This is a genomic window from Halovenus halobia (assembly GCF_051414135.1).
Classification (GTDB): Archaea; Halobacteriota; Halobacteria; order Halobacteriales; family Haloarculaceae; genus Halovenus; species Halovenus halobia.
In genome coordinates, this window is sequence record NZ_JBLKOA010000001.1 from 601790 (window position 1) to 615424 (window position 13635).

Sequence of the window (13635 nt, forward strand, 5' to 3'; positions counted from 1 at the left end):
TATGAGCTGGAAGGACACCGCCGAACCGGTACTCACGCGGATGCCTGCAGTCGCCCGTCCGGAGGGACACGTGCCGTTCCGCCGGAAACTGGGCTGGACCGCAGGGGTTCTCGTGTTGTACTTTTTCCTGACGAACGTGTCGTTGTTCGGACTCGGGACATCGACCGATGCGTTCGGTCGATTCCGGTCAATTTTGGCCGGCTCGCAGGGGTCGCTGATGCACGTCGGGATTGGCCCGATTGTCACGGCGAGCATTGTCCTGCAACTGCTCGGCGGTGCCGACCTGCTCGGACTCGATACGCAGAATAACCCACGTGACCAGGTGCTCTACCAAGGACTGCAGAAACTGCTTGTCGTCATCATGACGGCGATGACAGCACTGCCAATGGTCTATGCTGGGTTCCTGCAACCATCCGGAGACGTTGCGGCGTCACTCGGCGTCGGCGACGGAACACTGCAGGCGCTGATGTTCGTCCAGGTGTTTATCGGCGGGATTCTCATCCTGTTCATGGACGAGATCGTGAGCAAATGGGGCGTGGGCTCCGGGATTGGGCTGTTCATTATCGCTGGCGTCAGCCAGCGGATGGTCGGCGGCCTGATTGGCTCGCGAACACTCGGCGGCGAAAACGGTATCATCGCGACGTGGATCAACGTCGCACGCGGCGAACGCGAACTCTCTGGCAGCCTGCTCACGCCCTCGGGCCTGCAGGATGTCCTGCTCGGTCCCGGTGGTGAAGTGCAGGTTGGGCTGCTTGCGGTGTTCACGACGGTAGCAATCTTCGCAATCGTCGTCTACGCCGAGAGCGTCCGTGTCGAGATTCCACTGTCGAACACCCGCGTCAAGGGCGCACGGGGTCGCTACCCTGTCAAACTCATCTACGCGAGTGTTCTGCCGATGATTCTCGTTCGCGCACTCCAGATGAACGTGCAGTTCCTCGGCCGAATTCTGAACGGCCAGTGGGCCGGAATGCCCGCCTGGCTGGGCGTCTACGACGGGGCTGGCCAGCCCACCTCAGGGCTGTTCTACTTCCTGTCGCCGATCCAGACGCCCCAGGACTGGATGTGGTTCGCTGGCTTCGGTGGCCAGAACGCAGTCTGGGAGATTCTGCTACGCGTGAGCATCGACCTGACGATCATGATTGTCGGCGGTGCTGTCTTCGCCATCTTCTGGGTGAAGACGACCGATATGGGGCCGGAAGCGACGGCCAAACAGATTCACGGCTCCGGGATGCAGATTCCTGGCTTCCGCCAGAACACCCGGAGTATCGAGCGAGTGCTCGACCAGTACATCCCGCAGGTGACTATCATCGGCGGCGCACTGGTCGGCCTGCTCGCTGTCATGGCGAACATGCTCGGGACGATTGGTGGCGTGACCGGAACGGGACTGCTGCTGACAGTCTCCATCACCTACAAGCTCTACGAGGAGATTGCAGAAGAGCAGTTGATGGAGATGCACCCGATGATGCGGAAGATGTTCGGCTAATTCGGCTGTTCGCCTTCTCGAAGACTCGCTTTTCTTTCGGACTCGAATAACAAACGCCCAGACCAATCAGTCGTGAACGAGCACGTCGACCACGTCCGTCCCGTCGCTGTCGACTGCCTCGGCGATTGTCGAGGCAATCTCTTCAGGTGACTCGACGAGATGGCCCGTTGCGCCGTGGCTCTCGGCGTTTTTCACGATGTCCACAGGTGGGTCGAAGTCCATCCCGACGAACTCGTAGTCGTCTTCCTCGCCGCCCATGATGGCCAGCGTGTTGTCCTTGAGAATCCGGTAGTTGCGGTTGTCGGGGATAACAACCGACAGGTCGACGTCGTGGCGCACCGCCGAGTAAATCGACTGTGGATAGTAGAGATACGAACCGTCGCCGATGAAGCCAATCACATCGCGGGGCTCGTCCTGTGTCTCTTCAGCAATCGCCGCGCCGATAGACGCGGGCAGGCCGTAGCCCAGTCCGCCCCCCTTGTTCGAGATGTACTGGTCCGGTTCGAGGCTCCAGCGGGTGAGCATCGCGTACTTTGCCGTGACGCCCTCGTCGACGATGTAGGAATCACCGGCAACGTCTTCCATTGCGTCGACCAGGTCAGCCTTCGAGGGCCGGGGGTCGTCAGTCGCGTCGCCCTCACCCATCGCCTCCATCTTCGCGCCGACGAACTCACGGCGCGCAGCAACGGATTCGAGGCGATTTGCTCTGGTCTCGTCAGGCAAATCTCTCGCGAGAATGTCCGCCAGTTCGCTCATCACCCGGCCCGGGTCGCCGATGACGGCGGCGTCGGCGGGCTGGTTTTTCCCGACTTGCCACGCGTCGTCGCTGATGTCGATACAGGTCGTCTCCGAGGGTATCAGCTCACCCTCGTGGCGGGTGAGCGTCGTATTTGTCGAACAGCCGACTTGCAGGAGCACGTCAGCACTCATCAGCGTTCGCGCCAGCCCTTCTTCGGGCGGGATGTAGGAAACCCACTGGTCGTGGTCGGTCGGGAAGTTGACCTCACAGGCCAGAATCTCGCCGTGAACACGCGCGCCGACCGCTTCCGCCAGCGCGATGGCGTCATTGACTGCGTCGCGGCCGGAGCGGGCCACGCCGTCGCCGAGCACCATCGCGATGTCCTCGCCCTCAGAGAGCAGGTCTGCCGCGTGTGCCACCTGCTCTGGGTCGCCGCGGCCGCCGTCTGGAATTGTTCCGAGTCGTTCCGGTTCAGCGTCTGTTTCTGCGAGCATCTGGTCGAGCGGAAGTGCGAGAAAGACCGGTCCCGTCGGCGGGGTCAACGCTGTCCGGACCGCTCGGCGGAGCATCGTTGGCATCGCCTCGACCGAGCGAACCTCGTCGGACCACTTCGTGAACTGGTCTGTCATCTCGACGAGGTCACCAGAGAGGATGGGTTCCTCGTGGCGGAAATCTGTGCTGTGGATGCCAGCCGTGACCAGTACTGGTGCGCCAGCAACCGCTGCGGCGTAGATATTGCCGAGGCCGTGTGCCAGCCCAGCGGAGAGATGGAGGTTCGCAACACCCAGTGGCAGCGTGTCGCTGTTGCCCATCCCGCCCCCCGCGTTGTGTGCGTGATATCGCCGCGTGCTGGCGTAGCCCCCGGCCATCCCTGTCACGATGTCCTCGTGAAGTCCGAGAATATACTCGAGGTCAGTATCTTCGGTGGCGTGAACTATCGGTAGTTCCGTCGTCCCCGGATTCCCAAAGATATGCTCGACACCATACTGTTCGAGTGTCTCGACGAACAACTCCGCCCCTGTCCGTTCGCTGTCTGTCATACACACTTCTTCTGGCGGTCGGAGTAAAATTCTACCGGCTACAGTGAGTGAATCAACAACTCTGGTAATCACTTCCGACCGTTTGGTTTACGCCACTCACAACAGTCGGGTCCTGAATTTACGACGACTGTTACTCGGCGAGCACAGCGTCGATGATTTTCGACTCGGCTCGACGGAGCAGTTCGTTCGCTGTACTCGACGCACAATCGAGTTCGGTTGCTACTTCCTCGAAAGAGACCTCCCGGGGTGTCTCGTAATAGCCGAGTTCGTGCGCGGTCGATAGCGCTTCGCGCTGGCGCTCAGTGAGCCGTCCGATCGTATCTGCTCGGTCGGGCGAGTAGCCGCCCATCCACTCGACATCGACTGCAATCCGGTCGGTCACGTCGTCGAAGGCTCTCTGCAACGACGCTTGCTCGCCCGCAACCGTCACGCGGACGCCACGTTCGGTGAACCGAAAGGGCGGTTCGAGCAACAGCGCGTGTTCCTCGGTAATCGTGAGTAGTTCACTCAGTACCTCGTGCTCCGAGACGTGCAGAAAGGCGTAGACGTTCGTCTCGTCTTCGACGATCAGTTCGTACTGTTGGACATCCTCGTTGGATTCGATCGCTTCGCGCAACGGGTCCAGTGATTGGGCCGTGAGTCGATAGAGCAGCGTATACGAGCCATCGCTGTGCCAGCCGAGATTCATCACGGCGTCCCGAGAGACAGCTCCAAGGCTGGAAAATGTCGTGTCGATGCCGGGGAATGAGCCACCCTCGGGTAACAGCTGCAACTCGACTGCTCTCATTGTCCCACCGTCCGGCCGGGAAGAAAATAACGCTGTGGACTCAGTACTCGAACTCGGTGTCGACCTGGCCCGCAGTCTCAGTCATCACAATCGCTGCCTGACTGTACTGCATCACCTTTTGCATGTCGCCGTCGAGGTCGAACGTCCCGTCCATCATCCCTTCGACAGGGTCGATCTCACCGTTGGTGAGCTGTTTCCACTTCTCGTAGCCACCCCGGAACGCGAATCCGTAATCTTCGCTTTCAGGGTCCGTCGTCACGAAGGCGTCGAGACAGCCGCCGTCTTTCAGTTCGAGATACATGTAAACCGGCTCGCCGTCGTAGGTCCCGTCCGGTTCAATCTCGAACAGGAAGTCGCCGTTGAACCCGACACCCCATCCTTCACCAGCGTGGGTGTACTGGTCGGACTCGTTCAGTTTTTTCATATACTCTTGCACCCATTCGTCAGCCTCGCTCGGAAGTTTGTATGACATGTTGATCAGTTGCAGCCAGTGTGGTTCGTTGCCTGTGCGTGACAGTTGTGCTTCCTCGTCTTAAAACTCAGTGCAGACTGGAATACCCAGCGTGTCGAAGTCACCGAGTCGCTCCATCACGTCGGGCACCTCACCGAGTCCGCAGGTTTCGGAGACGATTTTTCCGGGCTCTATCTTTCCGGTCCGCATCATATCGAAGATCTGTTCGTACTCGTGTGGTGGCATGCCGTAGGTACCATGGAACTCGCGTTCGTCCTGCACGATGTTGTCGACAGGGAGCGACACTTGACCTTTCTCCTCAGACGTGGTCAGACCAGCCTGCAGGTGCTGTCCGCCAGGGGCGAGACAGTTGACCGAGTTCTGTATCGTCTCCGCGATGCCGAGTGCCTCGACAGACACCTCGACGCCGCGGCTCCCCTCTGTGAGCGATTTGACGGCCTGTGGCACATCTTGGACCTCCGTCGAGTTGATGGACTCGACGGCACCGAGTTCTTTGGCCAGTTCCAGCTTTTCCTCGACGATATCGACGGCGATGACGTTGCCACCCAGTGCGTTGGCGGTGTGGACAGCAGACATCCCCACGCCGCCACAGCCGTGGACCGCAACCCAGTCGCCGGGTTGGATATCGACTCGTTTGCTCACGCCGTGGAAGGCTGTTGCGAACCGACAGCCCAGTCCAGCAATCTCGTGTGCGGCGATATCTTCGGGCACTTCGACGAGGTTCTGGTCGGCGTTGCGGACCGAGTACTCCTCGGCGAATGCGCCCTTCTGGAAGCCGACGAAGCCCATCGGGACCGACGATTCACAGATATTCGCTTTCCCTGCTCGACAGTACGGACAGGTGCCGTCGCTGAGGTTGAACGGGTTGGTGACCCGGTCGCCCTCCGAGAAGCGTGTGACGTTTTCACCGACCTGTACAACCCGGCCCACGGGTTCGTGACCGAATATCAGCCCGGGCTGGGGGACAAGTCCAATCCAGTCCCAGTCACCCTGCCAGGCGTGCCAGTCGCTCCGACAGATGCCACAGGCCTCTGTCTCGACGACGACTTCACTCGGCCCACAGTCTGGCCGGTCGACTTGCTCTAACTGGAGCGGTTCTCCCACACCTTGGAATACTACTGCGTCCATATCTAACCTCCTCGCCCTCCATACGTAAAAATTTACCTCAAAAATCTGTCATAATTGGGCGAGCGTGGCGCTGTCTGTTCCTTTGCACCGACAGCGAGATGCCCTCAGAACTTGGGCACACCACCGAAGTTCATCTTGACCGTCTTGATCTGAGAGTAATCGTCGAGTGCTTCCTCGGCGAGTTCGCGGCCCATCCCGCTCTCTTTGAAACCGCCGTGCGGGGCCGGGTCGAGCAGGTCGTTGTAGGTGTTCACCCAGACTGTGCCCGCTTCGAGTTCGCTGGAGACGACGTGTGCCGTTTCCAGGTCCTCGGTCCAGACGCCCGCCGCAAGCCCGAATTTCGTGTCGTTGGCTCGCTCGATAACCTCGTCGCGCTCGCTGAACTCGAAGACCGACAACACCGGGCCAAACACCTCTTCACAGGAGACTGTCGCGTCGTCGTCAACATCCGTCAGGACCGTTGGGTGGACGAAGGGCGCGCCCGCGGTGTCACTGTCTGCGCCGCCAGCGTCAGTTTCTGTGGCGTCGTTGCCGACCAATACTGTCGTGCCGTCCTCGATAGCACCCGAAATGTACTCCTCGACCTCGCGAGCGTGCTCGTGGTCGATCATCGGTCCGATGTCGGTCCGCGGCGAGAGTGGGTCGCCAACCTGCAGGTCGGCGATGCGTTCCTGCAAGCGGTCGAGGAACTCCTCGCGGATATCCTCGTGGACGAACAGCCGCGACCCGGCGGTACACTGCTGGCCGGAATTGAAGAAGATACTCACCATCGTCCCCTCGATTGCCTTGTCGAGGTCTGCGTCGGGGAAGACGATGTTCGGGCTCTTGCCGCCGAGTTCGACCGAGACAGGGGTGATGGTGTCCGCTGCGCCCTTCAGCGTCTGCACGCCAGCGAACTTCGAGCCAGTCAGTGTGACTTTGCTGATTCCCTCGTGTGACGAGATAGCCGAACCAACCTCACTTCCCGGCCCGGTCACGACGTTGACTGTCCCGGACGGCAAAACTCGGTCACAGACGCGGGCAATCACGAGCGAGGAGAGCACCGCCTTGGAGGCGGGCTTGAAGACAACCGCGTTGCCAGCGGCAAGCGCCGGACCAAGTTTCCACGCAACGAACATCGCCGGGAAGTTCCACGCCGAGATGGCACCGACGACGCCGTACGGTTCACGTTTGGTGACAATCTGTTTCTGGTCCTCTGACGGGACGACTCGGCCCGTGTCGGCGGTTCGGGCGATTGCAGCAAAGTGCCGGAACTGTTCGACGACAATTTCAACATCGACAAACCGCGAGTGCATGTTCGGCTTGCCGGCCTCGAGACTCTCCAGTTTCGCAAGCTCTGTCTGCATATCTTCGAGTCTGTCGGCGATTTCGTCGAGTTTCTCGCCACGCTGTTTTGGCGAGAGTTGGCCCCACGCGCCGTCGAGCGCGCCCTGTGCGGCTTCGACTGCTCGGTCGACGTCGGTGCTGGTTCCGGACTGTATTTTTGCGAGTTCCTCACCCGTCGTCGGGTCGATTGCCACGCCTTCCGACCCATCTTCGGAATCGACCCATTCGCTGTCGATCAGCAGGCCGTACTCCTCGCGCGTGAGCGACTCTTCGGCCGCCTCTCGATGTCTGTCCCGCACTGACTGTGCCACATTGTAATTGTCGTCGTAGTATGTCTCTTGCATCGTTGTGAAATCTGCCTGCTCTCTCCTGTATTACGCTCCGCCGACTACATCTCTGTCGAGTTCGATACCCAGTCCTGGTTTCTCGCGTGGTCGCACCAGCCCGTCTGTCGCTTCAAACGGTTCCGACACAATTGCACCCCACGCGTCAGGTGTCCACGGCGGGTCGTGCGGGAACTCACACCACGCGCCGTCGATGGCGGCGATGACGTGCAGATTGGCGGCAAAACCAATTGCGTTGGTCCACGTATGGGGGACAAAGTTGACGCCCTCTTCTCTGGCTCGCCCTGCCACCTCGACAGCCCGCTTGATGCCTGTCACGAGTGCCGCGTCAGGCTGCAACACGTCGACTGCGTCTCGGTCGAGGAACTGGTGGAGTTCCCCAGCGCGTTCGTTGAACTCTCCGCCAGCTATCGGTACGGTAGTCATCTCGCGCAAGCGTGCGTACCCGTCGTAGTTGTGCCGGGGCAGTGGCTCCTCGAACCACTCGACGCCGCCGATCTCTTCCAGTTCTTTTGCGACCGCTGTCGCCTCCTTGACGGTCCACGTCTGCTCGTCATCCATCACTCTGACAGCCCAGCCCTTGTTGGCGTCGACCATCAGCGTCAGTTCGGGAAACGCGTCTCGAACGTCACGGACGATGTCGAGGTCCGCTGGCTCAGTGATTCGCAACTTCACGGCCTCGAATCCCTCGTCAACTCGGTCCTCGACGTACTCGATTCGCTCCGCTGCAGGGAGCATCTGCCCAGTGCTCGCGTACGCAGGGATTGGCTCGTCTGAGCCACCGAGCAGTTCGTAGACCGGTTTCCCGGCGTCTTTGCCGATAATGTCCCACAGCGCGAGTTCGATATGCCACGGCCGCGGGCCGACGAGGTCGATACTCGCCAGTTTACTCATGATCGACTCGATATCGTGTGGGTCCTCTCCCGCAAGAAACAGGCTCAGCGGCGTCTCGTACTCTAGCCCTCCTGCGAAACTCGGGCTGGCGGTCACACCGGTAATGCCAGCGTCAGTTTCCACCTCGAACACCTCGGCCTCGTGGGTGTGCTGTGCGTAGTCCGGAATCCACGTTGGCGCGAAGCTCTCTTCGAGTGGATAACTGACGTGATGCTGGGTAACGCCTGTTATCTGCATTTCACTCATACGTGGCCGGGCTGTCTGCCTAACGATTTGGACGGACTGGGCCGGTCATTTATAAGTGGCGTCACATCGACGCGGCTCACTCTCAGCAACGGCAAGCTGAATTTATAGGTATCCAGCCCCAATGGCTGCCTATGAGTAAGCAGGAAGAAACGCCACAGTCAGAAGAGGAGTGGCGAGAGATTCTCACGGACGAGGAGTACGAAATCCTCCGCGAAGCGGGGACAGAGCCACGGTTCAGCGGCGAACTACTCGACACCAAAGAAGCTGGAACGTTCCACTGCAGCGGCTGCGGTGCAGAGCTGTTCCACTCCGAGCAAAAGTACGACTCAGGCTCGGGCTGGCCGAGTTTCTACGACGCCTATCAGGAGGGTAACATCGAGACCAGCGTCGACACGAGCCACGGGATGCGTCGAACAGAAGCCGTCTGTGCGGAGTGTGGCGGCCACCTCGGCCACATCTTCGACGACGGACCAGAGCCGACCGGCAAACGCTACTGCATCAATTCTGTCTCGCTCGAATTCGAGCCTGACGAGTAACGACCCCGTCTGTATTTTGTTCAGATACGCGCCGCTGAGACCGTCGAAAATGAGTTGAGAATGCGGTTAGTTCGAACTCTGGTTCTCGTCGTCGAGTTCGAACTCTTCGTCTGGTTGTTCATCGTCGAGGTCAACCGTCGAGTCGTCGGACTCGACCTCAGCGTTGGGGTCCATCGACTCTTCCATCTGTTCCAGTTCTTGTTCGACCTCCTGTCGACCCTTCTGGAACTCGCCCATTGCTTGACCGGTCGAGCGTGCGAGCTTTGGGATTTTGTTTGCACCGAACAGTAGGACTGCGATCAGGAGAATGACGAACATCTCCATTCCACCTGGGATCGGCCCGAAGAGGGGCACGAGTGTTGAAGCCATTTCTATTGAGTTCTTACCGAGTGCCGATTATAGTCTTTTTGCTCGATACGGCCAACTTGGAGTGCTCGCATGTAATATGTTATCATTCGTTATCCAAACCATGATACGAATCGCCGTCAAACCGGTGGGTATGGTATCTGAAGGCGACGAGGCTCCAGCATTCACAGCACCGCTCGCAAACGGCGACGTCGAAACCTTCGAACTGTCGGAGGCACTCGAAGACGGCCCGGTCGTCCTCGCCTTTTTCCCCGGCGCGTTCACGAGCGTCTGCAGTCACGAAATGAACACGTTCCAGGACCGACTGGCAGCGATGGAGGACACCGGCGCAACGCTGTACGGCGTCAGCGTCGACTCTCCGTTTACGCTCAACGAGTTCCGTGACAAACTTGGACTGGAGTTCGACCTGATCAGCGACGCAAACCACGACGTAATCGAACTGTACGACATCATCACAAGCTTCGACCAGTTCGGCATCGAAGAACTCGCACAGCGAGCCGTCTTCGTCATCGACGAGTCCGGCACCGTCAGCTACGCGTGGGTTGGCGATAATGCCGGCGTCGAACCAGACTACGACGAAGTCGAAGAGGCTGCCGCCGCGGCCGCTAACTGATCCCTCGGTCTTTTTTATCGGCCTGCCGTAGCGATTCCCATGAGCGATGATTCCGAATCCAGTGACTCGGACCCTGCTGAGGACACTGACCCGCCCATCCAGAATTTGAGTGACGAGATTAGCAGTGCAGACCAGTCCGATGAAATCGACGGCAGCGACGAACTTCGAGCGTACGACCCAGAGAACGACCACGCCTTCCCTGACCACCGTCTCAACGAGGTGCTGTCGTTTATCCACTCTGACGAAGAGATCGAAGTGTATCTCGAAGCTCAAAACGTCAACCCAGTGGCGCGCAAACAGTACAACGACCACGGACCAAAACACATTGAGATTGTTCGCAACCGGGCGCTGTGTCTGTATGAACTGCTCAAACGCGGCGGTGTCACGTTCAACGGTGCCCGCCAGCAGGGGCTTGACGAGGCCGACGAACCAGTTATCATCGCACTGGCTGCGACGCTGCACGACATTGGTCACGTCGTCCACCGCGACGACCACCCCTACTATTCCATCCCGCTGGCGGCAGATATGCTCGACCGAATTCTCGAGGAGTTCTACGACCTCCGCGAGCGGGTTCGGATGAAAGGTGAGATTCTGCACGCGATTATCTGTCACCACACCGAAGAAGACCCACTCACACTCGAAGCAGGCGTCGTTCGGGTCTCTGACGCCCTGGATATGGAACGTGGCCGGTCGCGACAGCCATACGAACGCGGTGGACGAGGAATCAACACCGTCTCCAGTCAGGCTATCGAGCGGGTGATGCTCCGCGATACTCCCGGTCCAACCGTGCTCGTGGAAATTGCGATGACCAACGCTGCCGGCGTCTTCCAGGTTGACAACCTCCTGAAAGCGAAAATCAACGACTCAGGCTTGCAGGAGTATCTCCGCATCGTGGCGATCAACTCTCACGAAGACGACGAACAGATTGTCGAACGGATCGAACTCTAGTTACTCGTCTCGGGTCAGAGCGTCGTCACCGTGTCGCTCACGGAGGTCCGCCAGATATTCCTTCTGTTCTTGCACGCGCGGCGTCGGGGAGTCGTAGGGCCGCTCGAACATCTCCATCGGGTCTGGTTCGATTTCTTCTGCTTCGTCGATCATCGCAGCGATTTCGTCCTCCACTCGCTCCTGAATCGACGCTATCTGGTCGTCGGTGAGTAGCCCGCGGTCCCGGAGGAACGTTTCGTAGCGCTCTACTGGGTCGAATTCGGCCCAGCGCTCGACTTCGCTTTCCTCGCGGTAGGCGTCTGGGTCGTCGACAGTCGTGTGCGCGCCGAGTCGATACATCACTGCCTCGATCAGTGTCGGCCGACCGGCCCGACCAATATCTTCGGGTGCTTCTGCGTCCGGGTCGCGGGCCTTCTCGACGGCGGCTTTTGTCACTGCGTACACCGCCAGCGGGTCCATCCCGTCGACCCGCATGCCCTCGAAACCGTAGGCGTTGGCTTTCTGTGCGATTGTCGCGCTCGCTGTCTGGTTCTGACGCTCGATCGAGATAGCGTACTGGTTGTTGTTACAGAAAAACACCGCCGGCACGTTGTAGACGCCCGCGAAATTCAGTCCCTCGTGGAAGTCACCTTCCGAGGTTGAGCCTTCGCCGAAGTGGCACATCACGACCGTGTCGTCACCCTTCAGTTTCGACGCCCACGCCATCCCCGTCGCGTGGGGCATCTGACTGCCAATCGAGATGTTCATCGGGAAGATGTAATCCTCAGCGAGATGGCCGTTGCCCTCCTCGTAGCCCATCCAGTAGAGCAGATACTTGTAGGACATCCCGCGAACACCCGCCGCGCCGTGCTCGCGGTACTGGTACGATATCCAGTCATCATCAGCCAGCGCGTGCGTCGAGGCGACCTGTGCGGCCTCCTGCCCCGCCAGCGGCGGGTACGTTCCGATTCGGCCCTGCCGGTGCATCGTGACTGCTCGCTCGTCGAGGTGACGGGCAAACCGCATCTGTTCGTATATTTCGACAAGTTGCTCGTCGGACAGGTCTGGCACCGTCGCGTCGTCGTGGACCTGTCCATCCTGGTCCAGCACCTGCACGAGATCGGATTCCCCCGGCAGACTCCCGGTTGTTGTCATACTCTGTCTCTCGCCGCACAGTTCCTAAACCCTTTTTGCAAACCTCGTGATATGAACGCGTCTTTCGCTGCTGACCGTCTCGAAAGCCTGGATATCAGTTCCCGCAAATGCACGAAAAAGTACATACAGGCCGGTCTTGTTAGGGCCGTGTATGGGGAGAGACGGGGCCGATGATATCGACGAGGGGGTCGCGAAAGCATTTGGAATTTTCGCGCTGACAGAGACGAGTCTGCCAGAAGCGGCGAAAATGGGCGGTGTGACACGCTGGGAACTCGAAGACGCCATCGAAGACGCCGGACTCAGCGAAGTCTTTGGAATCGAGCAAGACGGTGACGTTTCAGAGACAATTGACGACTTGCTCGACAGCTAGCTCACCGGAATGTGAGACCGTCTCTGACTGCTCGAACCTGACTGAGCGCGTCTTCTGGGTCGTCGTCAACTGTCGTGATGTGGCCCATTTTCCGGAGATTGTAGACCTCACGCTTGCCGTACCAGTGAAGCGAGAGCGCGTCATTCCGGAGTGCCGCGTTGACGCCCGAGAGCACTGCGTCCTGCCGTTTTTCTACGTCGCCAAGAAGATTTGACAGTGCTGTCGGGTCGCGTCGCTCGGTTGCCCCCAGCGGCCGACCGGTGACCGCTCGTAGGTGTTGCTCGAACTGCGAAGTGTGACAGCCTTCGATAGTCCAGTGACCCGAATTATGTGGACGAGGCGCGATTTCATTCAGCAGAATCTCTCCGTCAGCACGCTCGAAGAGTTCGATGCCGTAGACGCCGCGTCCCGACATCACTTCGAGAATGTCCTCAGCCACGCCACGAGCGCGTTTGCGCGTCTGTTCGTCAGTCCGAGCCGGCGAGATTGTTTCTCGTAGAATCTCCTCGCGGTGAATTGTTTCGGTCACAGGAAACGTATCCGTCTCGCCGTCACCCTGACAGCCCATCACTGCGAGTTCGCGGTCGTAATCGACGAACTCCTCGACCATCGCCGGCCCCTCGATTGCCGCGAAGGACTCTTCGATATCGTCCGGCGACTCGACGGCCACGGTGCCGCGGCCATCGTACCCGCCTTCGCGGGCCTTGAGCATCGCCGGATAGTCCAACTCATCGAGCACGGCTCGAAGCTCCGCAGCCGAGTCGACAGCCTCGAACGCCGGAACGGGAATCCCGGCCGCTTGGAGGCGTCGCTTCTGCACCAGTTTATCCTGAATCAGTTCCAGCGTCTCAGGCTTTGGGTGGACTGGCGTCCCGGTCTCTTCTTCGACTGCTTCGAGTACGTCAGGGTCTGCGAGTTCGATCTCGAAGGTGAGGTAATCGGCTCGCTCGCCGAGTTCGCGGATGGTCTCTTCGTCGTCGAAGGCCCCCTCCACCTGGTCGCGGGCCACGAGTGAGGCGGGACACTCCGGCGTCGGGTCCGAGACGAGCAACTCGACGCCCAGCGGTGAGCCGGCCTCTCCGAGCATCCGGCCGAGTTGGCCGCCCCCGACGACGCCGACTGTAGTCGCTGGCGATTGTATTGTCATACCTGCAGGTTCCGAACCAACCCGCAAAACCGTTGTGTTCCTGCATCCAGCAGACTTTTGCC

At 59.7% G+C, this 13635-nt stretch carries 14 protein-coding genes; 5 read left to right on the top strand and 9 right to left on the bottom strand.

Features of this window, described 5'->3' with window-relative positions:
* The first annotated feature begins 1 nt into the window (after nt 1).
* Entirely contained in the window at nt 2-1483 is a 1482-nt protein-coding gene (secY, locus tag ACMGFM_RS03355) for a preprotein translocase subunit SecY (protein ID WP_436900971.1), read from the top strand.
* A 66-nt stretch (nt 1484-1549) separates the two neighbouring features.
* Here secY and ACMGFM_RS03360 read toward each other — a convergent pair whose 3' ends face one another.
* The 6 genes from ACMGFM_RS03360 to ACMGFM_RS03385 all read right to left on the bottom strand — a co-directional run bounded on the left by ACMGFM_RS03360 (nt 1550) and on the right by ACMGFM_RS03385 (nt 8459).
* Complete coding sequence (locus ACMGFM_RS03360; RefSeq protein ID WP_436900973.1) at nt 1550-3262, bottom strand: thiamine pyrophosphate-binding protein; 1713 nt, start codon at nt 3260-3262, stop codon at nt 1550-1552.
* A gap of 130 nt (nt 3263-3392) precedes the next feature.
* Nucleotides 3393-4049 (bottom strand): helix-turn-helix domain-containing protein, encoded by a 657-nt coding sequence (locus ACMGFM_RS03365; RefSeq protein WP_436900975.1) that lies wholly within the window; start codon nt 4047-4049, stop codon nt 3393-3395.
* A 40-nt stretch (nt 4050-4089) separates the two neighbouring features.
* Nucleotides 4090-4521: an SCP2 sterol-binding domain-containing protein gene (locus ACMGFM_RS03370; RefSeq protein ID WP_436900976.1), complete on the bottom strand. Its 432-nt coding sequence runs from the start codon at nt 4519-4521 to the stop codon at nt 4090-4092.
* 60 nt (nt 4522-4581) lie between these two features.
* Nucleotides 4582-5649, bottom strand: a complete 1068-nt coding sequence (locus tag ACMGFM_RS03375; protein ID WP_436900978.1) for a zinc-dependent alcohol dehydrogenase family protein — start codon at nt 5647-5649, stop codon at nt 4582-4584.
* A 104-nt stretch (nt 5650-5753) separates the two neighbouring features.
* Nucleotides 5754-7319, bottom strand: a complete 1566-nt coding sequence (locus ACMGFM_RS03380; RefSeq protein WP_436900980.1) for an aldehyde dehydrogenase family protein — start codon at nt 7317-7319, stop codon at nt 5754-5756.
* A gap of 30 nt (nt 7320-7349) precedes the next feature.
* Complete coding sequence (locus tag ACMGFM_RS03385; RefSeq protein ID WP_436900982.1) at nt 7350-8459, bottom strand: mandelate racemase/muconate lactonizing enzyme family protein; 1110 nt, start codon at nt 8457-8459, stop codon at nt 7350-7352.
* A 131-nt stretch (nt 8460-8590) separates the two neighbouring features.
* Between ACMGFM_RS03385 and msrB the strand changes: the two genes are divergently transcribed.
* Nucleotides 8591-8995: a peptide-methionine (R)-S-oxide reductase MsrB gene (msrB, locus tag ACMGFM_RS03390; RefSeq protein WP_436900983.1), complete on the top strand. Its 405-nt coding sequence runs from the start codon at nt 8591-8593 to the stop codon at nt 8993-8995.
* A gap of 66 nt (nt 8996-9061) precedes the next feature.
* Here msrB and ACMGFM_RS03395 read toward each other — a convergent pair whose 3' ends face one another.
* Nucleotides 9062-9364, bottom strand: a complete 303-nt coding sequence (locus tag ACMGFM_RS03395; protein ID WP_436900986.1) for a Sec-independent protein translocase subunit TatA/TatB — start codon at nt 9362-9364, stop codon at nt 9062-9064.
* A 130-nt stretch (nt 9365-9494) separates the two neighbouring features.
* On the opposite strand from ACMGFM_RS03395, the gene ACMGFM_RS03400 reads away from it, so the two are divergent.
* Both ACMGFM_RS03400 and ACMGFM_RS03405 read left to right on the top strand, forming a co-directional pair.
* Nucleotides 9495-9974: a redoxin domain-containing protein gene (locus ACMGFM_RS03400; RefSeq protein ID WP_436900987.1), complete on the top strand. Its 480-nt coding sequence runs from the start codon at nt 9495-9497 to the stop codon at nt 9972-9974.
* A 39-nt stretch (nt 9975-10013) separates the two neighbouring features.
* Nucleotides 10014-10922, top strand: a complete 909-nt coding sequence (locus ACMGFM_RS03405; protein ID WP_436900988.1) for an HD domain-containing protein — start codon at nt 10014-10016, stop codon at nt 10920-10922.
* On the opposite strand, the gene pdhA is transcribed toward ACMGFM_RS03405, so the two are convergent.
* On the bottom strand, nt 10923-12056 hold the full coding sequence (gene pdhA / locus ACMGFM_RS03410; RefSeq protein ID WP_436900990.1) for a pyruvate dehydrogenase (acetyl-transferring) E1 component subunit alpha: 1134 nt from the start codon (nt 12054-12056) through the stop codon (nt 10923-10925).
* A 151-nt stretch (nt 12057-12207) separates the two neighbouring features.
* On the opposite strand from pdhA, the gene ACMGFM_RS03415 reads away from it, so the two are divergent.
* Nucleotides 12208-12426, top strand: coding sequence for a hypothetical protein (locus ACMGFM_RS03415; protein WP_436900992.1), 219 nt, complete (start codon nt 12208-12210; stop codon nt 12424-12426).
* Between the two features lies 1 nt (nt 12427).
* Here ACMGFM_RS03415 and ACMGFM_RS03420 read toward each other — a convergent pair whose 3' ends face one another.
* Complete coding sequence (locus ACMGFM_RS03420; protein WP_436900995.1) at nt 12428-13573, bottom strand: 5-(carboxyamino)imidazole ribonucleotide synthase; 1146 nt, start codon at nt 13571-13573, stop codon at nt 12428-12430.
* Nucleotides 13574-13635: the final 62 nt, after the last annotated feature.